The organism is Stieleria magnilauensis (genome assembly GCA_007753675.1).
Classification (GTDB): Bacteria; Planctomycetota; Planctomycetia; order Pirellulales; family Pirellulaceae; genus Stieleria; species Stieleria magnilauensis.
The window spans coordinates 6,486,848-6,513,167 of record CP036432.1 but is presented as its reverse complement, the minus strand read 5'-3'; the positions used below and the strand labels follow the sequence as shown (position 1 = coordinate 6,513,167).

21 protein-coding genes are annotated in these 26,320 nt (G+C 55.0%); 15 read left to right on the top strand and 6 right to left on the bottom strand.

Annotation, left to right across the window (positions count from 1 at the left end):
* Positions 1–67 precede the first annotated feature (67 nt).
* The gene (locus TBK1r_RS23335) at positions 68–544 is read left to right on the top strand and encodes a hypothetical protein (RefSeq protein ID WP_145216194.1); all 477 of its coding nucleotides are present in this window, start codon (positions 68–70) and stop codon (positions 542–544) included.
* A 46-nt stretch (positions 545–590) separates the two neighbouring features.
* The gene (tnpA, locus tag TBK1r_RS23330) at positions 591–914 is read left to right on the top strand and encodes an IS66 family insertion sequence element accessory protein TnpA (protein WP_145216192.1); all 324 of its coding nucleotides are present in this window, start codon (positions 591–593) and stop codon (positions 912–914) included.
* Positions 915–1,369: 455 nt separating this feature from the next.
* Here tnpA and mprF read toward each other — a convergent pair whose 3' ends face one another.
* The 4 genes from mprF to TBK1r_RS23310 form a co-directional block, all read right to left on the bottom strand.
* Complete coding sequence (mprF, locus tag TBK1r_RS23325) at positions 1,370–4,060, bottom strand: bifunctional lysylphosphatidylglycerol flippase/synthetase MprF (RefSeq protein WP_145216188.1); 2,691 nt, start codon at positions 4,058–4,060, stop codon at positions 1,370–1,372.
* 80 nt (positions 4,061–4,140) lie between these two features.
* Complete coding sequence (locus TBK1r_RS23320; RefSeq protein WP_145216185.1) at positions 4,141–4,854, bottom strand: DUF1003 domain-containing protein; 714 nt, start codon at positions 4,852–4,854, stop codon at positions 4,141–4,143.
* A gap of 126 nt (positions 4,855–4,980) precedes the next feature.
* The gene (locus TBK1r_RS23315; RefSeq protein ID WP_145216182.1) at positions 4,981–6,342 is read right to left on the bottom strand and encodes an NAD(P)/FAD-dependent oxidoreductase; all 1,362 of its coding nucleotides are present in this window, start codon (positions 6,340–6,342) and stop codon (positions 4,981–4,983) included.
* 103 nt (positions 6,343–6,445) lie between these two features.
* Complete coding sequence (locus TBK1r_RS23310; protein ID WP_145216179.1) at positions 6,446–7,513, bottom strand: BON domain-containing protein; 1,068 nt, start codon at positions 7,511–7,513, stop codon at positions 6,446–6,448.
* Between the two features lie 243 nt (positions 7,514–7,756).
* Between TBK1r_RS23310 and kup the strand changes: the two genes are divergently transcribed.
* Positions 7,757–9,697, top strand: coding sequence for a potassium uptake protein (kup, locus tag TBK1r_RS23305; RefSeq protein ID WP_145216176.1), 1,941 nt, complete (start codon positions 7,757–7,759; stop codon positions 9,695–9,697).
* Positions 9,698–9,844: 147 nt separating this feature from the next.
* Entirely contained in the window at positions 9,845–11,245 is a 1,401-nt protein-coding gene (locus tag TBK1r_RS23300; RefSeq protein WP_145216173.1) for a phospholipase D-like domain-containing protein, read from the top strand.
* Between the two features lie 193 nt (positions 11,246–11,438).
* Here TBK1r_RS23300 and TBK1r_RS39015 read toward each other — a convergent pair whose 3' ends face one another.
* A complete protein-coding gene (locus TBK1r_RS39015; RefSeq protein WP_419581627.1) occupies positions 11,439–11,699 on the bottom strand; it encodes a hypothetical protein in 261 nt (86 codons plus the stop codon).
* On the opposite strand from TBK1r_RS39015, the gene TBK1r_RS23295 reads away from it, so the two are divergent.
* The 7 genes from TBK1r_RS23295 (at position 11,676) to TBK1r_RS23265 (ending at position 21,077) form a co-directional block, all read left to right on the top strand.
* Positions 11,676–12,575, top strand: coding sequence for an AAA family ATPase (locus tag TBK1r_RS23295; protein WP_473772448.1), 900 nt, complete (start codon positions 11,676–11,678; stop codon positions 12,573–12,575). The genes TBK1r_RS39015 and TBK1r_RS23295 overlap by 24 nt on opposite strands.
* A 140-nt stretch (positions 12,576–12,715) precedes the next feature.
* Positions 12,716–13,591 (top strand): DUF58 domain-containing protein, encoded by an 876-nt coding sequence (locus tag TBK1r_RS23290; RefSeq protein ID WP_145216168.1) that lies wholly within the window; start codon positions 12,716–12,718, stop codon positions 13,589–13,591.
* A complete protein-coding gene (locus tag TBK1r_RS23285; RefSeq protein ID WP_145216165.1) occupies positions 13,588–14,664 on the top strand; it encodes a BatD family protein in 1,077 nt (358 codons plus the stop codon). The genes TBK1r_RS23290 and TBK1r_RS23285 overlap by 4 nt, the downstream gene beginning before the upstream one ends.
* The gene (locus TBK1r_RS23280) at positions 14,664–15,734 is read left to right on the top strand and encodes a vWA domain-containing protein (protein ID WP_145216162.1); all 1,071 of its coding nucleotides are present in this window, start codon (positions 14,664–14,666) and stop codon (positions 15,732–15,734) included. Before TBK1r_RS23285 ends, TBK1r_RS23280 begins: the two co-directional genes overlap by 1 nt.
* 120 nt (positions 15,735–15,854) lie before the next feature.
* Positions 15,855–16,931: a vWA domain-containing protein gene (locus tag TBK1r_RS23275; protein WP_145216159.1), complete on the top strand. Its 1,077-nt coding sequence runs from the start codon at positions 15,855–15,857 to the stop codon at positions 16,929–16,931.
* A 164-nt stretch (positions 16,932–17,095) separates the two neighbouring features.
* Positions 17,096–18,268, top strand: coding sequence for a tetratricopeptide repeat protein (locus tag TBK1r_RS23270; protein WP_419580311.1), 1,173 nt, complete (start codon positions 17,096–17,098; stop codon positions 18,266–18,268).
* 58 nt (positions 18,269–18,326) lie between these two features.
* A complete protein-coding gene (locus tag TBK1r_RS23265; protein ID WP_145216153.1) occupies positions 18,327–21,077 on the top strand; it encodes a BatD family protein in 2,751 nt (916 codons plus the stop codon).
* A gap of 18 nt (positions 21,078–21,095) precedes the next feature.
* On the opposite strand, the gene TBK1r_RS23260 is transcribed toward TBK1r_RS23265, so the two are convergent.
* Positions 21,096–23,645, bottom strand: coding sequence for a CHASE3 domain-containing protein (locus TBK1r_RS23260; RefSeq protein ID WP_145216150.1), 2,550 nt, complete (start codon positions 23,643–23,645; stop codon positions 21,096–21,098).
* Between the two features lie 215 nt (positions 23,646–23,860).
* Here TBK1r_RS23260 and TBK1r_RS23255 point away from each other — a divergent pair, with 215 nt between their 5' ends.
* From TBK1r_RS23255 to TBK1r_RS23240, 4 genes are all read left to right on the top strand, one after another.
* On the top strand, positions 23,861–24,244 hold the full coding sequence (locus TBK1r_RS23255; RefSeq protein ID WP_145216147.1) for a hypothetical protein: 384 nt from the start codon (positions 23,861–23,863) through the stop codon (positions 24,242–24,244).
* Between the two features lie 322 nt (positions 24,245–24,566).
* Positions 24,567–25,334, top strand: coding sequence for a M90 family metallopeptidase (locus TBK1r_RS23250; RefSeq protein WP_145216144.1), 768 nt, complete (start codon positions 24,567–24,569; stop codon positions 25,332–25,334).
* A gap of 40 nt (positions 25,335–25,374) precedes the next feature.
* Positions 25,375–25,557: a hypothetical protein gene (locus TBK1r_RS23245; RefSeq protein ID WP_145216141.1), complete on the top strand. Its 183-nt coding sequence runs from the start codon at positions 25,375–25,377 to the stop codon at positions 25,555–25,557.
* Positions 25,558–25,682: 125 nt separating this feature from the next.
* Positions 25,683–26,273 (top strand): hypothetical protein, encoded by a 591-nt coding sequence (locus TBK1r_RS23240; protein WP_145216138.1) that lies wholly within the window; start codon positions 25,683–25,685, stop codon positions 26,271–26,273.
* The last annotated feature ends 47 nt before the right edge of the window (positions 26,274–26,320 follow it).

Sequence of the window (26,320 nt, the reverse complement as noted above, 5' to 3'; positions counted from 1 at the left end):
ATATGTCCCACTGATACGAGTTCCGTTCCTATGCCTCGCGTTCGTCACCGGGATCGAAACAAACGTCATGGCCGATGGTGGCAAGGTTCAGTTGAGCCAAGCCATTGACGGACGCCGAATCACGGTTTTTACGTCACCCACACCCCTGACGACCGGGCCGGTTGATATCAGCTTTTTGGTGCAGGACGAAGCGACTGGTCAAGTCATTCATGACGAACGCATCTCGGTTGTCTGCCGGCATCTCGACTCGAATCAAACGACTACGACGACGGCCAACCACGCCGACTCAACGAACAAGGTACTTCAGTCGGCTAAACTCGTTCTTTCGCGGTCCGGTCAGTGGGAGTTTCTGATCAACATTGAGTCGGCCCAGCGACTAAGCGTCCAAGTGAATCTGGCGGAACCCGCTGTGGTCGACGCATGGTTTGTAGCGGTCGTGACATTTCCAGTCGCTTTCGTCGGGCTTTTCTTGTTACGAGAATGGATTGTGGAGAATCAGATAAGAGAGCGACATCGCCGTAAGCGTTCTTTCTTCCCATGTTGACGGGAGCGGTAGCGTGGTGGGATTCTTTCCACTTTTGGAGAAACCCATGGCACGATTGCCCAACCCACAACTTGCCCGGCAGTGGCGAGAGCGACTCGATCGATTTGAGCACTCCGATTTGACGGTCGAAAACTTCTGCGAATACGAAGGATACTCGACGACCGCCGGCTATCCGTGGCGACGAAAGCTCCGCGGCGAAAAGTCTCCAGATGACCCGGCATTCATTCCCGTCCAGTTCGATGCCAGCGACCTGAACCACTCGTGGGTCAAAGGCAAAGCGGGCCGCGACGTCGAGGCGGTCAATGACCTGTGCGACCGCCTGGAGTACGCCCAGCAAACCGGCTACGGAGACCTGGATATCTTGTGGTGAAATGCATCTGGTCTCTTCCATGATGTCGCGCAAGAGAGCAGGTGTAATGTGAGCAAGGCTATCGCCAGCTTCATGAGTCTTCTTGCCGTAGGTTACCAGCGATGCGACCGCGAAGGCGTTTTGATCTCTCGTGGCCCGTGATGGATCGATAGCCGCCTGACTCCCTCGTGACATGCGATGCGTGATCCAGTGGGGCTTTCTTTTAGCCAAAGACCGAATCCCTTGACCGCACTTCGCGCTGCCCCTTGGGAGTCGAGCGGAAGTAGAGATCAGAGAACCCCAGTGAGATCAAAACGCAGCCTCAGCCGCAGCGCCGATGGACTGCGTGTTAGAGACGTGGGAAGCGGCCGCCCCCGAATTTTCCGGGGCGACGATTGGCCGTCGGCAGCTTCCCCCGTCAGCAAGACAGCCCTGGGCAGATAGAACGCTTGCGTCGCCCGAGCGTGAATCCGAGTCTAACGATGCAGCATTTTGCCAAGTCCACCGCTAATCAGCGTGGTGACGTCGGTCAAAGCGCGAGCCGTGGCGACGCCACCTGGGGCAGCGAGATATTTCGGTATCCACTCGGGGTCGAATTTGTCTTTGTAGGCTCGCAGGCCCTTGAAGTTGTAAAAGTGTTCGCCATGATGAAACATCAGGCTTGATAGCCGATTCCATAGCGGACCGAGCCTGTGAGAATCAACACCCGATAGCGGCGCCATCCCCAAACTAAAGTAGCGAAATCCCTCCCTCTGTCCTAGCAACATCAGTTCCAGAAGCAATAGCTCCATGACTCCGTGAGGTGCGTCGGGGAGGTACCGCATTAGGTCGATCGAAAGCTCGTGTTTATTTGCCCCCCGTAAGACGTTCGCAAATGCAATGACTTTTTCGGCCGCGTTTGTTTGGTCGACGTCATGGCGCAATCCCCCCGGCATCGCGTCGGAGTGATTCCCAGGGCCGGACGACTCGTACGGTTCCGGTACGGTCGGACGAACGATCACAGCGATATCGTAATGGGCAACATAGCCCTCTTCAAAGAATCCAAGGGAAAACCCCTTCTCGCCTGCCGACTTGTCCTTTAACCAGGCATCCGAAATCTCCTTGAGTCGCGGCATGATTGCCGCCACGTTTTCTCGCGGAATAATCTTGAACTTCAGTCCCGCTTCGTCGGACTTCTTTTTGGTGCGACGAAGGTCTTTGCGATGACTGCCTTCGAGCGAGAAGTTTTCCAACGGCACACGTCCTTCTTCACCAAGCTTCAACATCGTCATTCCCATTTCGATGTAGCGGGCGAGATACTCTTCGCTGACTTGATAGAAAACCGGGACGACTCCGGCGGCATCGCAGCCTTCGCGGAATTTCCACGCCGCATCATCAGCCGATTCTTCGGGGCCGATCGGGTCGCTCATCGTGATCCAGCTTCTTCCTTCACAACCGAACATCGCCACGGCTTTGCGGTCGTCGCTGAAGATGAAGCGTTTGTCACCAAGAAGTGCCAAGTTTGCAACGGTTGATTCGGCAGATTTGACGATGGACTCAACCTCAGCCATTTCAGCTTCGGTAGGCAACGGGGGTTCGGCAGGTCGCGAGTGGAGTAGCTTGGCGACGGCCACCAACGCAAAAACAACCGCAGCGGAAAGCAGAGCACGTAATGAGCGTGGCGCATCGCCTTGATACGCGAATTCCCACCACAATTGATCGGAGTATTCGACATGACGATAGGCGAACAAGATCAGCCAAAGCGACAACCCCAGAGCGATCGCGACCGAAGCCAGCCACCCAATGCTGATCGACGGCGAAAGCAAGTTGCCTTTGCGGTAGAAATAACGACGACAAGGAAGAATCATCAGCAACAAAATTGACAACACGATCGCTTCTTCGTAGTCGAATCCTTTGGTGAGGGACACGATGATCCCAACGCCAAGAAGTCCGATCGTCAATGTCCATGCAGCGTCGATTCGTCGCTGCAGCGCGCGAGCCAGGATCAAAAGCAACGCGCCGATGATGCTGCCCGCTAAGTGCGAAATCTCCACCAGCGGCAGCGGCATCGCGTCGCGAAGCAACTTCATTCGCCCATCAGCAGCAGGCAATGATCCGGAAAGCAGCAAGATCAGACCGGCAACAAAAATCGCTCCTGTGACCAGTCGTGGAGCGATGACGTTGGCCGCCGCCGTCAAAAACGTAGCGGTGTGTCGAACGCCCTCCGGTGCCAATGCTGAATCATCCGCTTGACCGGGGGAGGTGAGTCGTTCCAGCACCATCTTTCGTAGCGACACCACCGAGATGCCTAATAACGCCATCAATAGCGGCAGCAAGTAATAAACGACACGGAAGACTAGCAACGAGGCCACGAGTCCATTTAAAGACTGCGGCAGCATCGTGATCAGCACTAATTCCAGCACGCCCAGCCCGCCGGGCACGTGGCTGAGCAATGCAACGATGATTGCGAGCAGGAAAATGGCTGTGAAGGGAAGGAAGCCGATCCCCGCATCAGCGGGAAGTAGCACAAACAGCGCTGCTGATGCAAGCAGGAAATCGAGCATCGCAACACCCGCTTGTGCCAATCCGATACCCAGTGGTGGTGGTTGGAAATTGACGCCATGGATGTGAATCGGGTTGCGACGCAATGCGCACAAGACAAAAAACGATCCAGCTAGCGCGAGCATGATGAATCCGAGTGGGCGGCTGTTGCTGAGCGGTAGATTGAACCGAACTGGAATATCAAATGGCGTGACGACAAACAGCAAGCCGCCAAGACAAAACAGGCCGATCCAAAAAGCGGTTCCAATGAAGACGATCAATCGCATGATCTCCGCCCCCGACATGCCCCAACCCGAATACAAACGCACGCGGACTGGCGTTCCGCCAAACAGCACGCCCAGCGAATTACTCATCGCATAGTAAATTAGCGCCGCGATGCTGATTTGCTTGAACGTCAGAGGATGCTTGACCAATTTCACGCCAAGCCAGTCGTAGCCGATCATCACGGTGTAGTTGCAAACAGTAAAAAACAATGCCGCCAGCACCGCGGTGATTGGAATCGCACGGAAACTGCTCGCAATGTCGTGAATCTTGTACTGTTTGAACTCGTGATGCAACAGATACAATGCGATCGCAAAAAATACGATCGTGGCGAGCGGCTTAAGGGCGTGGGAGTGCTGTTTCATGAATCAATCTTGGTGCGTGGAACAGCACGATCCGTTCGACTGAAGAGTTTAACCGCGGCCGGAGGGTTTGCGCCCTACCGCTACTTTCGATCGCCCAATTCTTCCAACAGGTCGGTTTGCACTTGTTGAATTTCAAGCAGTCGCTGCCACTGGTGGGTCAACAGCAAGTCCATCTTGGAATGCAGGTGACGGATTTCGAGTTCGGCTTTTAAGTTCACTCGGTAATCATTCTCAGATTGCAGACGATCTTTCTCGCCCTGCCGGTTTTGGCTCATCATGATGATGGGAGCTTGAATCGCGGCTAAGCAAGACAACACTAGATTCAAGAATATGAACGGGTACGGATCGAACGGTTTCACGAAAATAGCGACGGAATTGATCGTGACCCAAACGGTTAACACGCCAGCAAAAAGCAGGATGAAAGTCCAGCTGCCTCCGAAGCTTGCGACCTTGTCCGCCAGTCGCTGACCAAGAGTTGAGTTATCTTCCATTATCTCATTGAGATTTTCGGTAACGATCTCATGCTGACGCAGGCTCTCGATCACATCCCGCTCTAGTTCTGACAGCTCACCGCGTTCCTCTTCAAGCACGTTTTGAATATAGGCACTTCGATAGTGGTTCAAGTCGGCATGGCAGATGTACGAGTCCTCGGTCCACTGCGGGTGTTCCGCGGTGATTCGCTCGGCGACTAAGCGACGCATGAACCTACCCGGTGTCAATTCCGATACCGGAAACGTCTTGCCGCAGATGCCACACGGTATTCTGTGATTTTGGTTCTTGCGATGATTATTCATGAAAGACCTAAACGGAACTGTCCAATGGATGAAGCAATGGGCAAGATCGGTCGTCGCCGAATTTTCCAGGCTTTTCGACACTCATCCAAACTCTGGCGAGATTGGTTACTCTGAAGCATTTTCGAGTTACTCGACTGATGCTGCGGCATCTTTTGCTTCCGGCAGCACGACCGGTTGCTCTCCGCTGATGATGCGGTTGCTACGGTTGAACGTCGCGTAGCTCCATGCCCACTGGAGCAGGATCAGCACGCGGTTTTGGAATTTCACGATCAGCATCAGGTGGACGAATAACCACAAAATCCAGGCGAAGAATCCACAAAACTGGTGCTTGCCGATTTCAGCTACCGCAGCGGCTCGACCGATCGTTGCCATGGTTCCTTTGTCGTTGTAGATAAACGGCTTGCCTGTAGCCGAGCTCGCCATGGCAGGAAGGCCTTTGCCCCCGTCCGAGTTTTTGCCGACTGCCGCACCGTATGCGGCAATTCGTTTGGCCACATACGCTCCCTGCTGAACCGCCACGGCGGCCAAACCAGGCAGCGGCTTTCCGTCTTGGCCGAGACATGTCGCGATGTCGCCGATCGCAAAAATGTTTTCGTGCCCAGCAATATTTAGTCGATCGGTTACGGGCAGGTGACCTGCTCGGTCGGTTTCGAGTCCACACGCGGCAGCAAGTTTCTTGCCCAGCGGACTGGCTTGCACTCCCGCGCCCCACAATACCGTTTTCGTCAGCACAACGGTTTCTTCATCAGCGGTTGCTAGCCGCACCTGATCCGGCGTGATCTCGGTGACTTTCGTGTGCGTGTGGACCTCGATGCCCAGTGATCGAACCTTTTCCGCGGCACGCTTGCAAAGTTCTTCTGGGTAGTGCGCCAAGATATGCGGAGCTGCTTCGATAACCAGGATGCGTGAATCTTCGGGATTGATATGCCGGAAATCGTGTTTAAGTGTGTGTGCGGCGATCTCGGACAACGCACCAGCCAGCTCCACACCGGTTGGTCCGCCGCCGACGACCACGAACGTCAGCAACGCCTTACGCAGCTCTTCATCGGTCTCCCGCTCGGCCGCTTCAAACGCCAGGTAAATTCGCTTGCGGATTCGAGTGGCATCAGCCAACGTTTTCAGCCCCGGCGCGACTGGTTCCCAGTCGTCGCGCCCAAAGTAGCTGTGTGTCGCTCCCGAAGCGACCACCAAGATGTCGAATTCGAGTTCGCCATCGGCCAAGACAAGTTTTTGGTTCGTAACGTCGATGTCCTCGACCTCGGCCATCAAGACTTCGCAGTTCGCTTGTTTGCGAACGATTGCCCGCAATGGCGTAGCAATATTGGCTGGCGACAAGCCACCTGTGGCAACTTGATACAGCAACGGTTGGAAAAGATGGTAGTTGTGGCGGTCGACGATCGTCACGCGAACATTGGCCTTACGAAGCCGCTGTGCCGTTTCGAGTCCGCCGAAGCCACCGCCGATGATGACGACGTGCGGTGTGTTCATAGAATCGTTTGATAAGGGTTTGCAGGATGATTAAGTGATTATCGCACAAATTCGGTCGCTGGCGAACCCAGCGCGAGTGTCGTAGCCGAACTCGGTTTTTGATTCAGTTAAAAAGGAACTGATGAACTTGTGGTGAATCAGGGTCAAAGTCCTGGCCGTCTTCACCGCGTAACTGCTCCCACGGATAATCCCAACCTTCAACCACCAATTGGTTTTTTACGTGACGGACGCCTTGAGTGTGAAAGGCAACTCGCGAGGCTTCTTGATACTCGGCCCACGAGTCGACGTTGCCGGTTAATGTGGCGATCCCGTCCTTGACCTCGGCACTCAGCAGTTTGCATGGCTGGGTGATTTTGTTTTGACTCCACCGTCTAACGATCGCCTGCTTGATCGCATCGTCAGAAATTGGAGAGGACTGCTTGACCACGATCTGATTGTCAACTTTTGTGACCCAATGAACGCGGGCTGCGATTCGTTCGGCGAGCGATCGCTCATACAGACTGTTGACGGTCCCCGACAAGATGATCGTCCCAGCGATTGATTTCGTTTTCAAGTCGAATTGATGCAAGGTTGTGTCAGAAGCCAGCTCCATTGCGACTTCGGATTCGACGCTCACGGCGTTCTTCCTGCCTGGGTTCACCGACAAGTTGTTTGCGACCGATTGCACGCCGATGATGTCAAAGGCATCTTGTTCGGCGATTCGCTTTTCGCGAAGTGTGCGTACAGCCCCGTCCAAGACGACGTGGCCGTACTCGACAGACGGGTTGATCGCGGCCGCGTCGATTCGTGAATCGTGATTGAGTTCCGTTGTTAAAGCCGCTTCCAATTCCTCTTCGGATGGCCAGTTGTAGGTCGCCTTTTCGCCTCGCATTAAGACCGGATCGACTTTCATTTCATTATTGACGGCCTTCACGTGCGCGATTTCCTTCACTTCGTCGGTGGCCCGTTGCTTGGCGTAAGCCGAACCGACGTTTCCCGATAGCGTCACGATGCCGTCGTTGGCGGCGACGTGGACTTTGATATTGTCGACACGCTGGTCCTGCGCCAAGGCATCGACGACCCATTCGGTGATCTGGGAATCGTTGGCCAATGCCGTCATCGGAAAAAAGTAACAAGCGGCCAGAAATATTGAGAACCGAAGAATGGTTTCGTTTTTGCGAGGGAAGGTCACGAGAAATGCTCCGAAACAGGGGAAGTGATTTCCTGTCTTTTTTGGTACGCATTGAACGTGCCGAACGCAGGAATCGCTGGTTTGTGGCCAGATTCGTTTGCAACGCGACCAAAAATTTGCCGCGCCGAGTAAAACTTGGTCGATAGACCCATCGAATCATCCAACCGTAGCCGATCTCGCCAAGAGATTGGACCTTGCCTCAACTTCCATCCAAAGCCTGGCGACTTCGGCTACATTCCCGACATGAATACACCCACCAAACCCGTGCTTCCTGCGACGATCGCTGCCTTGGGCATCGTGTATGGTGACATCGGCACAAGTCCGCTGTATGCGTTTCGCGCGTGCTTCGTGGGCGCGGGGCGATTGGCGGTTAGCGAAGCGAACGTTTTGGGTGTGTTGTCACTGATCCTTTGGTCGTTGCTGCTGGTCGTGTCGCTGAAGTACCTTGCGTTTGTGATGCGGGCGGACAACCAGGGCGAAGGCGGAATCTTGGCTCTCATGAGCCTGGCGATCCCACGACGTCGCCAAAGTCGCCAGAATTTGGATGAATCCGAATCTGCCACTGTCCATACTCTGGCGAGTTCGGCAACGCACCGGAAATCAAAAACTTCCGTCATCATACTGTTGGGATTGTTCGGCGCTTCTTTGCTCTATGGTGACGGCATTATCACACCCGCGATCTCGGTGCTCAGTGCCATCGAGGGCGTTCATGTTGCCACTAATGCGTTTGACCATCTTGTCGTTCCCACGTCATTGGTGATCTTGTTCGCGTTGTTCTGGTTTCAGAAGCGAGGCACGGCCAACATCGGACGCTTGTTCGGACCCGCGATGATCATTTGGTTTGCGGTCATCGGCGTCCTGGGTGTGGCTGCGATTGTGATTTACCCCGGTGTCTTGGCGGCGGCAAATCCGATTCAAGCGTTGCAGTTCTTTTCAGCTAATGGCTTTACTGCTTTCACGATCTTGGGTGTCGTGTTCTTGGTGGTCACTGGCGGCGAAGCCTTGTACGCGGACATGGGACACTTCGGGAAACGCCCGATTCGCTTCGCATGGTTCCTGGTCGTTTTGCCAAGCTTGTTGCTGAATTATTACGGACAAGGAGCCTTGCTGCTGACGGACGCCTCCGCCGTCAGCAATCCGTTTTATCGACTTGCTCCGTCGTGGGCATTGATACCACTGGTGCTGCTTGCGACCATTGCGACCGTGATCGCATCGCAAGCGATTATTTCCGGCGCGTTTTCGCTGACCAGTCAAGCCGTGCACCTTGGATTCCTTCCACGTGTTTCGATCCTCCACACGTCGAAAGACCAGCAAGGACAGGTTTATGTCCCAGTCGTCAACTGGCTGATGTTTGCCGGAGTCGTGGCATTGGTATTGGCTTTTCGCACATCGGATCATTTGGCGGCTGCCTACGGGATGGCCGTCACAACGACGATGGTTATCACCACCGTGTTGCTATACATCGTCGCCGTCAATCGTTGGAGCTGGAATCGCTGGTTCGCCATGCCGATGCTCGGCTTGTTCCTGTGCATTGACGTGGCCTTCTTTGCGGCGAACGTACCGAAGATTCTAGACGGTGGCTGGTTTCCACTTTTGGTTGGCGTCGGCCTGTGCTTCGTGATGACGACGTGGAGTCGTGGCAGCGATCTCGTGTTGGGTCTGCTTCGTCAACGGTCCATTTCGGCCTGTGACTTGATCGACGAGATGAAGACCACGTTGCCGCGACGCATCAAGGCCACCGCGATCTATTTGACTTCAGGCGACGAAGGTGTGCCGATGGCAATGATTCACAACATTCGCCACCACCATGCGATGCACGATCCAGTCGGCTTGCTGACGATCGAAGTCGAATCGCGACCCTGGGTTCCATTGGAAAAACGCATCGAAATCGTCCGAATCGATAGCGGTTGGTATCGTGTCGTGGCCCATTACGGATTCAAGCAACGTCCAAATTTGCCAAGCGTAATTGAACAATGCCGTCAACAAGGAGTTGACTTCGGCGAGTTGGCCGCAATTACCTACTATCTCAGTCGCTTAACCTTAGACGTCGGCAATCAATCGGCGATGCGGCGATGGCGAAAGATGCTTTTCGTCGCTCTGGCACGAAACGCTGATGATCCAAGCAGGTACTTCCATTTGCCGCCCGAACAGGTCGTCGAGATCGGTACGCGGCTGGAGATATAGAGGGAGATGAGGCCGGAGGGCTTCCGCCCTGCCGCTAAACAGATAGCGGAACGGCGCATGACGTCCGGCTCCAAATATTAGACTTTCGACAAAGGCAACTTCATTCGTCCGAACTCTGGTGAGTTCGGCGCAACAGGGAGCACGACATTGAACTGGTTTTTCAGTCACATCTTGGTGGTGATGGGGTTCGCGTTGGCGGTGCCTGCGGCCGTTCACATGCTGTCGCAACGTCGATCGCCTCAGAGCGTCTGGGCTTGGTTGGTGCTAATGTTTGTGCTGCCCTGGATCGGCGTTCCGCTGTATTTGATGATGGGTGGTCGAAAAATGCAACGGTTGATGGACTCGAAAGAAGATTTGGTGCTGAGCAGCCTTGTTGAATCGCAAACGCCCAGCGACCGTGTTCACGATGTACTAACGTCGTTGGGGATTCCAGTCGCTGAAGGTGGTAACTCGTTGCAGATTCACAACGATGGTGTGGCGGCTCTGACGTCGTTGATTGAAATGATCGAATCTGCCGAGACGAGCATTTGGTATTCGACGTTCATTATTGCCGATGATGCAACGGGACGAGCTGTCATTGAGCGGTTAGAAACCAAAGCGGCGGCCGGCGTTCAGGTCCGGTTGCTGCTCGACGGAGTGGGATGCTTGAGAACGAGCAAGCGTTTCTTGCAGTCGTTGATCGAATCAGGTGGCGAAGTTGCTTGGTTCATGCCGGTCCTGCATCGCCCGTTTCGAGGCCGATCGAATCTGCGGAACCACCGCAAGCAAGTCATTGTTGACGGCGTGAAAACCTGGGCGGGCGGGCGAAACACTGCCTCGGAATACATGTCGGGCGAGCCTACTGAAAGTGCCTGGATCGACCTGTCCTATCTGTTGCATGGCCCGAGTTGTCACGTCAATCGGCAAGTGTTTGAATCAGACTGGAAATTCGCAACGGGGAGAGACGTTGGCGCCATTAGGCAGGATAATCGGGGCGTTGAGTTCAGGCTCTTGGCGAGTTCAGATACGACGTGTTCGGCAATTACACAGGTCGTACCTTCCGGCCCGGACGTTTCCAATGATGCACTGCTGAGTGCTCTGCTGACGGCGATTTATGACGCGGAGGACCGCATTTGGATGGTCTCGCCGTACTTCGTTCCGCCGGAGAGTCTGATTGACGCTTTGTGTCTGGCCGCAAGACGCAACGTGGATGTTCGCATCCTTGTGCCTGCGAAATCCAATCACACGCTCGCCGATTGGGCGCGAGGCCCACACCTTCGTGCAATTCAGGCGGCAGGAGGCAAAGTGCTTGCGCATCCGAGGATGGTTCATGCCAAGACATGCCTGTTCGACAAAACTTTGGCGCTCGTCGGCTCGGCAAACATCGACGAACGGAGTTTACTGTTGAACTACGAACTCGTCCTAGCGATCTACTCGGGCGAGAACATTGCAGAAATCTCTCAGTGGATCGAGGCTCGACTGAGCGAATGCACGTCGTGGGAATCATCCACCGGCCGCACGAATCACCTGGTCGAATCGCTTGCCGAAACGGTCTCACCACTTCTGTAGCGGATCTCACCAAGAGATTGGTATGCAATGACCGTCCAGCGTCTGGCGGCTTCGGCTACCAGAGCCCCGCGTCAACTGGGGCAAATTTCCCCGGTGGGAAAACAAGTCGCGATCAAAAGTGAGGCCGCGAGTCCAAAACCACTGCAAATCGTTGGTTTTCACTTCTTGAAACGGCTCTGGCACGAGTCCTGCTTTAGAGAGCCATCGCCTCTTCGCGGAACGGCGCGAGCCCACTGGCATCGCTGCTGAAACACCTCACGAGGCCGGAGGGCTTGCGCCCTGCCGCTATCAATGCTCCTTCCTCAATGAAAGAAACCAAGCCATGCTTGACCAACAAACCGCTCGTGAACGCGTTGCCGAACTTACCCACGAGATCAAAAACCACAGCGAACCATTTCGACAAATCGTTCAGCAGGTCAATCATGTCCTCGTGGGTCAAGAAAAACTTGTTCATCGAATGTTAGTCGGATTGCTTGCCAACGGACACCTTCTCATCGAAGGCGTGCCGGGCTTGGCGAAAACGACGGCCGTGGCGAGCCTCGCCAAAGCCATCAACACTGGTTTTCAACGACTGCAATTCACACCCGACTTGTTGCCCGCCGACTTGACCGGCACACAAGTTTACCGACCGCAAGATCAAACTTTCGTTGTTCAAAAAGGTCCGATCTTCTCGAACCTGATTTTGGCCGACGAAATCAACCGTGCTCCGGCCAAGGTGCAGAGCGCTCTGCTCGAAGCGATGCAAGAACGGCAAGTCACAATCGGCGGCGAAACGTTCCCGCTGGACAATCCATTCTTGGTCATGGCCACGCAAAACCCGGTTGAACAAGAAGGCACGTATCAATTGCCTGAAGCACAAACCGACCGGTTCATGTTGAAGGTGGTCGTCGATTACCCCAACCGTGATGAAGAACTGCAGATCTTGCAGCGGATGAGCAAGACATCGGCGAAATTCGACATTCAACCCGTGATGTTGCCCGCAGAAATACTGGCAGCACGCGAGTTGGTCGACGGAATCTACGTCGATTCAAAAGTTCAGAATTACGTCGTCGATCTGGTCATGGCGACTCGCAAACCCGAAGCCTACGGGATGCAACTGAGCGAATTGATTCAGTTCGGTGGATCGCCGCGAGCGACGATCAATTTGACGTTGGCTGCCAAAGCGAACGCGTTCTTGGCAGGGCGAGGCTACGTGACTCCGGCCGATGTAAAAGAGATCGCACTCGATGTGCTTCGTCACCGCGTGATGGTGACCTACGAAGCCGAAGCGGAAGAACGCACCAGCGAGTCGATCGTGACTGAAATCCTCAATCACGTGAAGACTCCGTAAGCCATCACGTGGCGTAGCCGAACTCGCCAGAGTTTGGAACTCCGTTGTTTTTGATACCCGTCCAAAGTCTTGGCGACTTCGGCTACCGAAAGCCTATGCACATCCGATCTCTGGCGAGATCGGCTACGAGGAACCAGCCCATGATCCCACGCGAAACACTCCGCAAAATCCGTCGCATTCAAATTCGCACGTCACACAAAGTCGACGAGTTGCTGGCGGGCAACTGGCACTCGGCCTTCAAAGGCCGCGGTATCGAGTTTGAAGAAGTTCGTCCCTACCAGATAGGCGACGATGTGCGAGCGATTGATTGGAACGTCACCGCCCGCAGTGGCGAGCCGTTTATCAAGCTATTCCGCGAAGAACGTGAGCTGTCGGTTCAGTTGCTGGTCGATCTTAGCGGGTCGCAGAACTTGGGGACGACGTCGCAAACCAAACGTGAACTTGTTGCAGAACTTGGAGCGATGCTGGCCATGTCAGCGATCAAGAACAACGACAAAGTTGGCCTGACGCTCTTTACCGATGGCATCGAGAAGGCGATCCCGGCTCGCAAGGGATCGCGGCATGTGTTGCGTCTGATCCGCGAACTGTTGTACTGCGACCCGATCGGCACCGGCACCGATGTCAAACAAGCGTTGGAGCACGTCAATCGAGTTTCCAAACGCCGCACGGTCGTGTTCCTAATCAGCGACTTCCAAGACAGCCAATACGAGTCGGCACTAAAAGTCGCGCGTCGTCGACACGACATCATCCCGGTAGTCATCGCTGACCCACGCGAGCACAAAATGCCCAACGTGGGGCTCGTTCGACTACAAGACGAAGAAACTGGCGAGGTGATCACGTTGGACACGGCCAGTCGCAAGAATCGCCACCGATACGCGGAATTGTATCGCCAGCAAACCGAAGCCCGTGACAACCTGTTTCGACGTCTTCAGCTAACACCGATCCACTTAGAAACCGGCTGTGACATCGTTGAACCCTTACGCAAATACTTTCATCAACGGGAGAGCCGATCATGAACACGGATCAACCTGTCGTAGCGAAAGTCGTCAAGACTTTCGGCGACTCACCAAACGGGCCGAAACTCTTGGCGAGTATCGCTACGAGATGGCTTGCGATTACCACCGTCTTGCTCTGCGGCGCCGCCAATGTTTCGGCAAGCGAACCAACGGTCACTGCGACCGCCTCCACCAACTCAGTTCAAGTCGCTGAACCGTTTACCGTCGATATCACCGTCAATGCACCCGCCGGTGCAAAAGTCGCTTTTCCGGCGATCGCCGACCGGCTAGGCGAATTCGATGTGCGTGATTCGCAAGACAGGTTTGATGTGCCAACAGCAAACGGTCGGACGTGGGCACGACGGATAGAGCTTGAAAGCATTGCGACGGGCGACTTGGTCATTCCATCGCTCGACATTCAAGTCAGCGAAGGCGAGATCGCAAAGCTGGTTCAAACGCAACCGATCAACGTGCGAGTTGTCAGCGTGCTGGAAGACCGTAGCGACCCGACCAAGTTCCGTGACATCCAAACGGTCGTCGATGTAAATGTGCCGGAAGTCAAGTCCGGGACTTGGATGCTGTGGGCGATGGGCGGCGTTGCGGGAGCGTGCTTGTGCGCGATCGCGGGGTTAGTGCTTTCGCGTCGCGGTCAGTGGCTGACCCCAAAGGCTTGGGCGATCGAGGAACTCGACGAGCTTGAGTCTTTGATCGACACAAACTCGGTCGATTGCGAGACGACGGCACAAAAGCTGTCCGAGATCGTTCGTAGCTATCTGCTGCTGGAGTTTGGAATTGAGGACGCCGGGCGGACGCCGCAGGAACTGGTGAATGAGATTGTTGCAACCGAGCGAATCGCGAAGGAAGCGACCGATCGGCTAAGCACAGCATTCATGTTGGCTGACAAGGTCCGATTTGCAGGCGTGGAGTTGTCGGCGTCCGCGATGAAAAGCGCCGTCAACGACTCGCGTGAATTGATCGAACGAATTGCAAACGAATTTGAAAGTAGCCGAAGTCGCCAGACTTTGGGCCGTGACAACAAACCCCATCCAATCCCTGGCGAGGCCGGCCACGAAGATACAACGGAGAAAAACTGATGTTCTACTCACCCTGGTACTTCCTGCTGCTCCTTCTCGTTCCGCTACTGGCGTGGCGACTATTCGCTCCTCGACGCCGCAGCGCGATTCGGTTCAGCAGCCTAAAACTTGCTCAACAGATGACGCCGACACTGCGTCAACGCCTGACATGGTTGCCCGCTGCCCTGACGCTTGCCGCGATCACATTGATGATCGTCGCTGTCGCTCGGCCTCGCGAGGGGCGCGAGCAAACAGTGGCCGAGAGTGAAGGCATTGCGATCGAAATGGTCGTCGACTGTAGCGGCAGCATGCAGGCGATGGACTTTCAAATTGACGGGCAATATGTCGACCGCCTGACAGCGATCAAAAAAGTGGCTGGCGAATTCGTCACCGGCGGCGAGAGCGATCAACTTGACGGACGTTTCAGCGATCTGGTCGGTTTGATCACATTTGCCGGATACGCCGACGGCGAGACGCCACCGACGCTCGACCATGCCTTTTTGGTTTCGCAACTCAACAACGCACGAATCGTGACGAACCGCAGTGAAGACGGCACCGCGATTGGTGATGCGATTTCGTTGGCCGTCGAAAAGCTAAACGCTTTGGATGATCGGCAGAAGCAAAAGGTGCAAAGCAAAGTCGTGATCTTGCTGACCGACGGAGAAAATAACGCTGGGCAACTCGAGCCGATCCAAGCGGCGGAACTGGCCGCGACGATGGGCATTAAGGTCTACACGATCGGTGTGGGGACCAAAGGTGAGGCACCGGTTCCGGTGACCGACCCGTTTGGTCGGCAACGGATTCAGTACATGCAAGTCAATATTGACGAAGCGACGTTAACAAAGGTCGCGGAAGTGACCGGCGGTAAGTATTTCCGAGCGACCGATACGGACTCGCTGGCGAAAATCTACGCCGAAATTGACCAACTTGAAAAGACGAAGGTCGAAGCAAAACACTTTGTCGACTACCGCGAACTGGCGGTGCAATCGTACGCGGGCGTGGTGACGTTGCCGCCGTTGCTGTTGATCGCATTTTTGTTGCTGGCAGCGCGGTTGGCGCTTGAACAAACATGGCTTCGAGAACTGAATTAACCAACAGACAAAGTAGCCGAAGTCGCCAGATTTTGGAAACACCACAACCTCCAAACTCTGGCGAGTTCGGCTACGACATACCTCTGAACTCAGACGAGTTCGGTTACCAAGGAAACCGAAATGAACGATTTGCAATTTGGAAACCCGTCCAGTATTTACCTGCTCGCGTTTGTCGCGGTTGGAATTGGTCTCGTCGCGTGGGCGGCGATCGCTCGACGCCGAACCGCGAGCCAATTTGCCACCGAAGGGCAACGACGCCGTTTGCTTCCCACTGGTGCGTCGGCACGACATTGGACATCGGCGATTTTGGTCACGGCGAGTTTGGCGTTGATCGCAGTCGCCTTGACCGACATCCGCTGGGGAAAGACATGGCGTGAAGTTCCGCAAAAGGGCATCGAAGTCATGTTTGTTCTCGACGTTTCCCGTTCGATGCTTGCCGAGGACGCGTCGCCAAACCGGTTGGCGCGGGCGAAACAACAGATCAAAGACATGGTCGATGAAATGGCGGGCGACCGAGTTGGGCTAGTGTCGTTTGCCGGTGACACCCGTCAATCCGTTCCGCTGACTAGCCACTACGAAGATTTCAGACAAACGCTCGATTCGGTCGGACCGCATACCGTGCGTAGTGGCGGTTCGCGTTTGGGCGATGCGATCACTGCGGCGGCCAACGGATTTTTGAGCAAAACAAACGAACACAAAGCAATCGTGATCTTTACTGATGGCGAAGACCAGGAGAGTGACCCCGTCGGTGTGGCCGAGAAGTTGTACGCAGACCAAGGCATTCGCATCTTCACGGTCGGGCTTGGCGACATGGATCAAGGTGCTCGCGTGCCTGAATCCGAAGACGGTCGCGGTGGCTACGTGCAATACAAGGGGCAGCAAGTTTGGTCGAAGATGAACGGTGCGGTGTTACAGCAGATTGCGGAGAAAACCAACGGGGCATATATCCCCGCCGGGACACGCCGGGTCAACATGTCCGACGTCTACCACGGCTATGTCGCCAACGTAGAACAAGGCGAATTCGAGACAGCAAAGATCAATACGTACATTGCAAGGTATCAGTGGTTCGCCATACCCGCTTTGGCACTGTTGTTGCTCGAAGTGTTATTGGCAACGCGACGAGTTCGACGTGCCACGATTGCCACCGTAGCCGGAGTCGCCAAAACTTTGGAGTCAAAAAGGAAGGCAGCCGCCTAGTCAACTTAGCGGTAGGACGCAAACCCTCCGGCACCACACACGACGATAACGCCTAACACCCGAGGCCGGACGGCTCGTGCCGTTCCGCTAACAAGAGATTTTCGACCATGAATGCCAGACGACTTCCTATCGCTTTGCTCGCATGTGCAGTCACTGTACCCGCGATGGCTGACACCGCCACCGAGATCAACACCGCCAACTCGCTCGTTCGCGAAGGTAAGTTCGATGAAGCACTGGACGGCTATCGAAGCGTGACACCAAGCGGCGAAGTCAAAGACGAACTGGACTACAATATCGCCGTGGCTCAGTATCGAAACGGCGACATCGAGTCCGCCAAGGCGAAGTTCACCGAAGCGTCGACGTCGGTAGATCCAAAGCTCGCGTCCGCTGCCCGATACAACCTCGGGAATTGTTTCTATGCCGACGCCATTGCTGCGGCTGACAAGGACAAGACAGCCGCGATCGACGCCTTGCATCAGGCGATCGACGACTATCGAGGCTCGTTGGTTGGCAACTCTGACCGCGTCGACGCTCGCGCCAACATCGAATTGGCAGGTGAATTGCTGAAGAAGCTGCAGCAAGAGCAGGAGAAGCAAGATCAACAGCAGCAGCAAGATCAACAACAGCAGCAGCAAGATCAACAACAGCAGCAGCAAGATCAACAACAGCAGCAGCAAGATCAACAACAGCAGCAAGATCAACAACAGAACCAAGATCAATCGCAAGACTCACAAAACCAAGAATCCCAGTCGCAAGACAAGAATCAAGATCAGCAAAACCAAGACTCGCAGTCCCAGGATGGCGAGTCCCAGCAAGACCAAAAACAAGATCAGAGTTCGGAATCCAATGACTCGCAGTCTCAGCAAGGTCAAAAAGAGCAGGACCAACAACAGTCTTCCGAAGACCAATCGTCCGGTGACGACCAAGGGGAAAAACTGGAAGACAAACCGCAGCAGTCTGGCGAGCAGCAAAGCAAGTCCGACGATCAATCGAGTCAGGAGGCAACGCAACCACACGACCAGCAACGATCCGAACAGCAAAGAACCGGTCAAGAAGATCAAAACCAGGCGAATTCGGCCGCGGAACGAGAACAGCAAGTCGAAGCAAACAATCAAGCAGTTCCCGAGGGCGAGTTGAAAGCGGCATCGGAACAAAAAGCCAAGGAAAATCCGGACGGCAGTGTTGCGGTATCCGACCCGAACGTAGAGCAAGGAATGATGTCCAAAGAGGAAGCACTCAAAATGCTGCAAGCCGTCCGTGATCGCGATATGCTGCGACGACTTCGTCAGGAGCAAATCGAACGGAGCATGCACGTCCCTACCGACAAAGACTGGTAATCAACACTTCACCATCGCCGTGTGAGTATGCAATTGGAATTTATCCGAGACTAAGAATATGAAAAACTTCATCACCACCATCACTCTGGCCGCACTGCTGACCGCGTCCGTTTCCGCAGCCAACATCGATGCTCGCCTATCAACCCGCGAAGCATACGTCGGGTCGCCAGTGACCTTACAGGTCACCGTTTCGGACGCCACCGACTATGAGCAACCGGCACTGCCAGCGATTGACGGGTGTGACGTGCGTTCGGCTGGGTCGCCGTCGCAGAGTTCGCAAATCACGATCATCAATGGTCGGCGTCGCGACAGTCGCAGCGTGACGATGCAGTATCTCATCACGCCTCGCCGCGAAGGCACATTCACGGTCCCGTCGATGAGCTTAAACGTCGACGGAAAAACGGTGACCACTAACGCGATGCGGTTCGTTGCAACGAAAAGCGATACGGGCGACTTGATGTTTGTCGAAATCGCAGGTGGAAAAGAGAATGTGTTCGTCGGTCAGCCGATCGATTTGAAACTGAAGATTTGGATCAAACCGTTTCGTGACGTCAAGACCGGGCAAACGCTTAGCGAAGGCGAGATGTGGAACATGATTTCTGACTCAACCTCGTGGGGCGGCTTCACGGCTCGCATGAAAGAGATGGCCGCGAACAATCAACGCCCCGGTGGTCAAGAAGTATTGCGGGATGACGGCAACAGTGGTCAGCGCGTCTACTACCTGTATGAAATCAATGCCACTGTTTATCCCAAACGTGCTGGGAAGATCGACGCGAGTGATGTACAGATCGTCGTCGACTACCCAACCGCACTGGGCAGGTCGCGATCTCCCTTCGGCAGCATGTTCGGAGACGACATGTTCGGCGGGAATTCAATGAAGTCTCGTATGATGAACGATGACTTCTTTGGTTCGTCGTTTGGCAATCGAATGGCGGTGGTCGCGTCGCGTCCGATCGTCGGCGAAGTCAGTGTGGATGCCACCGAAGTGCGCCCGGTGCCGTCGGAAGGACGTCCCGCCAACTATCGCGGTGCAGTCGGGCGGTATCGAATCGTCACGCAAGCCACTCCAACGACCGTCGACGCTGGTGACCCAATCACGCTGAACATCGGTATCGCGGGAACCGGTCCAATGGAATTGGTGCAAGCGCCGCCGTTGTACGAGCAATCCGATTTGACGAAAAATTTCAAAGTCGCCGATGAATCGTTGGCCGGATTTGTCAAAGACGATACGAAAGTGTTTTCAACGTCGATTCGACCACGACATGAGGGCATCACTGAAATCCCCCCGATCCGGTTCAGTTTCTTTGATCCAGAAACGGAAACGTTTCAAACCGTGACGAGTGATCCGATCGCGGTCACGGTCAATAAGTCAGAGACTTTGGCACTGGACGCCATCGTTGGCAATGCTCGCAATGCTACCCCTGGTTCCGCTGGGCCGTTGGCGAACGCAAACCTGCCCGACTTCACCAATCAAGGCGGCAAAAACGTGTTGATGTCACATACGCCGCGAGGCGAATCGAACTGGTGGTGGGGATTCGTGATTCTGCCGCCAATGGTTTGGATCGGTGTTGTGATAGCCAAATACCGCGATCTAATTGTCGGCCGCATACTCAGTTTCCGATCGCCCAAGGCCCGATGTCTTGCCGCGATCAAACGTGCGAAGAGTGGTGAAGAGATTGCCCAAGCGATCGCACTATTCATGTTGCGTCGCGGCCGAACTCGCACAAGTTGGCATTCGCGTAGCGATGATGCGCAAACTCTATCAATCAATGCGGTTGGCGTCTTGAGGGTTGCTGGAATCTATGACGTCGCCAACGAAGCCGAATCCTTCCTCGCAAAATGCACGACTGGTGATGCCCAATCTCTGGAGGATTGGGCAATAAAGGCGACGGCGATGGTTGAGACAATCGATACGGCGCTGGCAAACAAGAAGACGAGAATCAAAACTCGCAAACGTAGTGTCGCCAAAGTTGCACTTCATCGTTCACTTGGATTGGTGATTGCCACCGCAGTGGTCATGTCTGTTGGAGGTGCATCGGCCTCGGAGCCGCTGACGCTTTCACAGCCCCAACAAGAGTCCTTGCTCGAAGAGGCAAGTCAGGCTTACAACCAAGGTGTTTCAGCGGCGCAAACCGATTCTGCGGAGGCAAAGGAGTTGCTGGCAACGGCAACCAGCAAGTATCAGCTGCTTGTCGACAGCGGCATTAAAAACGCCGATCTATTTACGAATCTGGGCAATGCTTATCTTCAGGCTGGAAAACTCGGTCATGCGATTGCGAACTACGAGAAGGCAATCTGTTTGGATTCGGGAAATGCGCATGCGACCAACAACCTAGCATTCGCCAACGAAAAGGTCGTCGGCGTTCAGGCCCTGACGAATTCAGCGACATCCGTGCGGGCACTGAACAACAGAGTGACGGCCCTAGTTGGAGCAAGTGTAATCACCTGGACGCTGGGTCTTTCGTCAATCTTTTTCTGGGGCTTACTGATCGTGCGAGTGGTTCATCAGTCGTTTCCTGTCTGGAAGTGGGCGGCGGTACCTTTTGCGTTGCTACTGATATCACTCGGCTCGTTCGCCTTGACCCAATCCAATCCACAGATGCCGTGGAACGCCGTGGTCCTTGTCGATCACATGAGCCTACACGCCGGCGATGGCGAGCAATTCGATGAGGTCGTTTCCGTTGACGCCGCGCAGGGGCACCGAGTCGAGGTATTGACTCATCGAGGGGTGTGGGCACAAATCTGCACCACCGACGGCCACCGCGGCTGGGTCCATGATCGCGAAATCGAAGTCGTCAAAGCTGTGTAGGATCGCTGGCGACTTCGGTTACACAGTCGATCCCTTTGGTTCTAAATCCAACACGCTTCGCACGATTCCCAACAATTGTGCGTCTGTGTAGGGCTTGGCGAGGAATCCGTCGAAGTCTTCCATCTTGCCGCCTGCTTGGCCTGGGCGACGTAAGCCGCTGCTGGCGATGACACGAGCGTTAGGGTTCATGCCGCGGATTGCCTCGCGGGTCTCGGATCCGTCCAGCCCTGGCATCATCATGTCCAGCAGGATGATGTCAATCGAATCGCCCTGCGATTGATAGACCACAACGGCGTCGGTGCCGCTGCTGGCGATGATCGTTTGGTAGCCTGCCAGTTCCAGCGTCTCGCGAGCCGTTTCCAAGATCAGCGATTCATCGTCGACGATCAGAACCATCTCGCCATTGCCCGAGAGGGCTTCCGGTTCGTCATCCATCTCCGCGATTTTTTCGGCAAGTTTTGATGAAGGAAGATAGATCGAAAACTTGGTCCCGATTCCCGGTTCACTGTAGACGGTCACGTCACCATCATAGGAACGAACGATCCCCCGTGTCGTTGCCAACCCTAGCCCCGTCCCTTTGCCTTGTACTTTCGTCGTAAAAAATGGATCAAAGATGCGGTCGATCACGTCTTTCGGAATTCCATCTCCGTTGTCGGCCACGGTCAGTAAGACGTGCGGCCCTTCGTTGAGGATGTCGCTGTGGGCGGCACGCGACCTGTCAACATTGAAATTCTCGACGCAAATCTCCAACGTGCCACCATGTGGCATCGCATCGCGAGCGTTAATGGCGAGGTTCATGATGACTTGAATCAGTTCGGTGCTATCGCCGTCGATCTTGTGCAACTTCGCTGGCACGTTGACCTTCAGGTCAATCGTATGCTGCAATGTGTGAGACAGGATTTCTTCGACCTCGGACAGCGTTTCCCGCAGGTCGATCTGAGCTTTTACTTCGCGGTCACCACCGGCAAAGGCGAGCAGTTTGGCGATCATCTTTCCGCCACGATCGGCGCTTGTGATAATGTTGTCGACCAATCGTTCGGGAGTCTTGCTGCCGCGCCGGAGCAATTTGGCGCTCATCACGATCGGGGTCAGCACGTTGTTCAAATCATGCGCGATGCCACCGGCCAGTGTTCCGATGCTTTCTAATCGCTGAGTACGTCGCTGTTGAGCTTCTTCGCGAACGCGCTGAGTGATGTCAATGAGAAACAAGAGCTTTCCGATCGGTTGGCCACCGTCATCTCGGATCAGGGAACGTCTCTGGTCCAGAACAAATTCCTTGCCGTCGGGTGAAAGCCAGACACGCTGTGTCGTGACCAATCCGTTTTCAAATAGGTGGTCGCGATTGATTTCCCACACTTCTGAATCGACGCCCAACAGCTTCTCAGCCAACTGCCCGACAAGCTCGCCTTCGGATTGGGCGAACAGGGTTTCGGCGGAATTGTTGCACGACCGCACTCGGCCCTCCAAATCACATACCAACACCGCGTCACTGATTTGTTCCAAGATCGCGGCGTATTCTCGCTGTTTCGCTTGGCTGTCTTGAAAGTCGCTCATGTCACGAAACTTAACCGTGACCAAAATCCCGGTTGGCAACTCGGTGCGGACTGAGTTACCCGAGACGGCGAACTCGGTGCCATCGGCCCGTCGCATCCGTTCGCAATCGTACTCGTACAGGTTTGCTTCGGACTCACTATTTTGCTCGGCTCGTGAGCCAACGAATCCGCGCCGGTCGTCAGGCACAAAATCCAATAACGACCTGCCAACCGTCTGCTCAGCGTCTACTCCTAACATGCTTGCGGCGGCTGGATTGATGAGGCGAATGGTGAAGTTTGCATCACGGGTAATGATGCCCTCGTAGGCCGAGTCGACGACAGCCTCCAGTTCGGTTTGTTTTGACAACAAACCAGCTTCTGCGGCATCGCGTCGTTTGCGGTCAACGTACGCCGCGAACGCCGTGGCAAAAATCAGGGCGAGTGCGATCGTGTTGCCGACTGTGATCGTGCTTCGGGAAACCCGTGCGAGATATTGGTTGGTGGATTCGGCTTCTTTCAGGCGTTCAGTTTCACGAGAGACGATCACTCGCGACGTTTGTCTTGCGATATCCATCGCTTGCTTGCCACGCCCCGACTTGACCAACGACAAGATGTCTTCGCTAATCGCAGCTTTCGGTGCTTTCATTCGCATCGCAATGGTTTCTTGAAAGTGATCTTGTTGACGATCGAAAGCATCGCGGAACGTGTTCAATTGGGCGATCAATTTTTCGTCGCCCGCTTCGAGCGTTCGCAATTGTGCGAAGCGCTGCTGGGCGTCCTCGACGCCGGTGTCATAATGTTTCAGAAACGCAACATCGCCGGTGAGCAGATAGCCACGCTGGGAAGTCTCGGCGTCCTTCATGGCAGAGAGTAGTTCCCGCGTCGCTTCACGGATCGCAAAGGACCGCTGAACCCGTTGCTCATTTTGTCGGATTCGCACAGTGTTCAGATACGAAACGACCGCGAACACCGCGACTGCGAGAAACGCCGACGCAATCGCAATGGGCAGCCAGTAGGTTCGTCTAGAGATTGTCATCAATGTGATTGTACTAAGGTGAGTTTCGTGTTGGTATGCGATGTGCAGAAGTTTGTTTCGCCATCGCCTTCCTAGCGGAACGGTGCAAGCCGTCCGGGCTTCCACGGAATCGCGATGAATTTCCGGAGGGCTCGTGCCCTACCGTTAGGTTTGGAAACGACTTCGTTCTTGCCACCTCGGTGACCATCCTGACCATTCCGCCAATCTCTATCGAAATGTTGCAATCGCTCCTGGACGAGGCGTCGGGGCGATGGACCGGTTGCAATTGGCGGACCGCGATGGGACCGCAGAAACTGAATTTGCAGGGGATGCGTTCGAGCCATGCGCAGATTTTGGCAAGTGCCACATCCGGCAGTGAATCAGCCGCTTGGGACGAGGCAGCCGCTTTTCTTGCCATCGTCGAAAGCGACGCAAAAAAGGCGGAGTCAGCCGCGCGAAGAGCCGTTGCTCTGATGCAGTCGGGTCATCAAGCCGATGCGATCCTAGAAGCCAGCAAGGCCGTCGATTTGGAAGCCAAGCACCGTGTTCCGGTGATTTGGGTCGCTGTGCGTGATGCGATCCAGACTCTGGCGACTTCGGCTAATACTGACTGCCCGTAGCCGATCTCGCCAGTAATTGGATGGCACAAGCAAGGTTTGGCGATTGCGGCTACGACGGAACTTTTATTTAGGCTCCCCGTTGGGCGAGCACTTTTTGCTCGGGGCGATCAGGGATTAGTCACTTTTGCCTGGCGAACCGCGATTTGCTGTTGATTTTGGGATTGGCACGGGCCGTGCTTCAGAGAGTCTGGTAGCCGAGTTTCCCAGAGTTTGGATTGAACACCACCTAGCCCATGGCCTGGCGGGTTCCTCGACCCCCGCCGCGCGAAAAGGGATTCTTCCGCTAAGAATTCGTTCGCAAGATTGTCCAGGGAACATCACCATGTGCAGCCTATTTGAACCCTTCCAACGGCGGCGCCTGGTCGCTCGGCCGTTTCCCGAATCATGGAACGCAGTCCTCGAACGCAACGCACTGTTCCGATCGCGTCTTGATCCGGCGCGCCGCACGTTGCTCGACCATGCAATGTTATGCTTCACTGATTCTCACACCTGGGAAGGCTGCGGCGGCTTTTCGCTTCGGGAAGAACATCAAGCCACGATCGCCGCCCACGCCATGCGGCTGACTCTCGGGTTCAGCGAGGACTACCTCGGCGATGTCGATTCCATCCTCGTGTATCCGAGTGCTTACGAAGCTCCCCATCGGCAGCACATCGGCAGCGGTGTCGTAATGGAAGGCCATTCGCAACGCATCGGAGAATCCTGGTATCACGGTCCGGTCATCTTAGCTTGGGATGATATCCAATCTCATGTTCAATCGTCACGCCGTCCGCACAACGTCATCCTTCACGAATTTGCCCATCAACTCGACTTCCGCAACGGCCGCGATGCCGATGGGATTCCGCCGATTGAGACTAACGAACAAGCTGACGAGTGGGTCAGCGTGACGGACGCAGCCTACGACCAACTGTGCAAGATTTACGAATCCGGCCGCACTGATCTCATCGACGAATACGCAACGGTAAGCAAGGCTGAATTCTTTGCCGTGACGACCGAAGTGTTTTTTGAAGCGTCGGGATTACTTGCAAAGCAATGGCCCGAGTTGTTTCAAGTCATGAAACGTTTTTATAACCAAGACCCGCGAATCGGATGAAACCAATCGTTCTCCTCCCCTTGTCAATAACGAGATTCCAATGTCAAAAATGAAAGTCGTCGATGAAAGTGATTCCGATGTCCCGCTGAGCGAACGTGGCAAAGGCGAAAGCATGTCCATGGAAGACCGCACGCCGGGGTTCGCCATCGGGCTTGTGGGTCTTTCGTATCTGGTCGTCCTATTGCTCTGCCTGGCCGGGATTGCGGTTTGGGTGTTGATCTAAGGCCAGCTTGAATGACCATCACACGTAACCGCAGTCGCCAGACGTTGGGCCTGCGCCACGAACCAAACCAATCCAAACTCTGGCGAGTTCGGCAACCAAACACTTCAACATAGAAGAGAAACAAAATGCACGCTGCTTGTCTCGTCGCGGAATACGCGAACCGCGACACCATGAAAATTGGGCTGGAAGTCCTCCGTAAATCGGACTTCCACCCCGACGCGATTTCTGTTGCTTGGCGTGGCCATACCGAAGCCCTGCGAAAGGTCGAACGCCATGAAGAGACCGATGAGCTCGGTGTCGGAGGCTCAATGGCAATTGGTGCCATCGTGGCTTCGATCGTAGGTATTCCGATCGGAATCAGCTCCATCATGGGGCCGGTCATGGTTGCTGGTCCGCTTGCGGCCCTCGCGACGGGTTCGGCGGCTGGCGGCGTGTTTGCGGAATCGGAGCATCTCACTCATCGCAAGTACACCAGTTCCGATGGCGACGATACGCGTGGGGTGTTCGCAATGGCAAATCATTTCCCCATCAATGCCCATTCGGCTGCCCACTACGAGGACCGGATCAACGACGGAGCGATCCTCGTGATCGTGACCAGTACGCCGCCACGATTGGACGAGGCACAAGCGGTCCTGAAAACAACGGGTCCGGACAGCCTGCAACGATTTGCATTCCACCATGTCGATGCGTTGGCTGATGGAAGCACCCCCAACTAATGATCTAATCGTAGCGGAAGTCGCCAGGATTTGGTCGCACCCACCAT

Coding starts and splice junctions, on each gene's coding strand:
- TBK1r_RS23240 (WP_145216138.1), top strand. CDS start 25,683: ATGCACGCTGCTTGTCTCGTCGCGGAATACGCGAACCGCGACACCATG.
- TBK1r_RS23250 (WP_145216144.1), top strand. CDS start 24,567: ATGTGCAGCCTATTTGAACCCTTCCAACGGCGGCGCCTGGTCGCTCGG.
- TBK1r_RS23260 (WP_145216150.1), bottom strand. CDS start 23,645: ATGACAATCTCTAGACGAACCTACTGGCTGCCCATTGCGATTGCGTCG.
- TBK1r_RS23315 (WP_145216182.1), bottom strand. CDS start 6,342: ATGAACACACCGCACGTCGTCATCATCGGCGGTGGCTTCGGCGGACTC.
- TBK1r_RS23280 (WP_145216162.1), top strand. CDS start 14,664: ATGTTCTACTCACCCTGGTACTTCCTGCTGCTCCTTCTCGTTCCGCTA.
- TBK1r_RS23270 (WP_419580311.1), top strand. CDS start 17,096: ATGGCTGACACCGCCACCGAGATCAACACCGCCAACTCGCTCGTTCGC.
- TBK1r_RS23285 (WP_145216165.1), top strand. CDS start 13,588: ATGAACACGGATCAACCTGTCGTAGCGAAAGTCGTCAAGACTTTCGGC.
- tnpA (WP_145216192.1), top strand. CDS start 591: ATGGCACGATTGCCCAACCCACAACTTGCCCGGCAGTGGCGAGAGCGA.
- TBK1r_RS23320 (WP_145216185.1), bottom strand. CDS start 4,854: ATGAATAATCATCGCAAGAACCAAAATCACAGAATACCGTGTGGCATC.
- TBK1r_RS23275 (WP_145216159.1), top strand. CDS start 15,855: ATGAACGATTTGCAATTTGGAAACCCGTCCAGTATTTACCTGCTCGCG.
- TBK1r_RS23290 (WP_145216168.1), top strand. CDS start 12,716: ATGATCCCACGCGAAACACTCCGCAAAATCCGTCGCATTCAAATTCGC.
- TBK1r_RS39015 (WP_419581627.1), bottom strand. CDS start 11,699: ATGAACAAGTTTTTCTTGACCCACGAGGACATGATTGACCTGCTGAAC.
- TBK1r_RS23255 (WP_145216147.1), top strand. CDS start 23,861: ATGTTGCAATCGCTCCTGGACGAGGCGTCGGGGCGATGGACCGGTTGC.
- TBK1r_RS23335 (WP_145216194.1), top strand. CDS start 68: ATGGCCGATGGTGGCAAGGTTCAGTTGAGCCAAGCCATTGACGGACGC.
- TBK1r_RS23265 (WP_145216153.1), top strand. CDS start 18,327: ATGAAAAACTTCATCACCACCATCACTCTGGCCGCACTGCTGACCGCG.
- kup (WP_145216176.1), top strand. CDS start 7,757: ATGAATACACCCACCAAACCCGTGCTTCCTGCGACGATCGCTGCCTTG.
- mprF (WP_145216188.1), bottom strand. CDS start 4,060: ATGAAACAGCACTCCCACGCCCTTAAGCCGCTCGCCACGATCGTATTT.
- TBK1r_RS23245 (WP_145216141.1), top strand. CDS start 25,375: ATGTCAAAAATGAAAGTCGTCGATGAAAGTGATTCCGATGTCCCGCTG.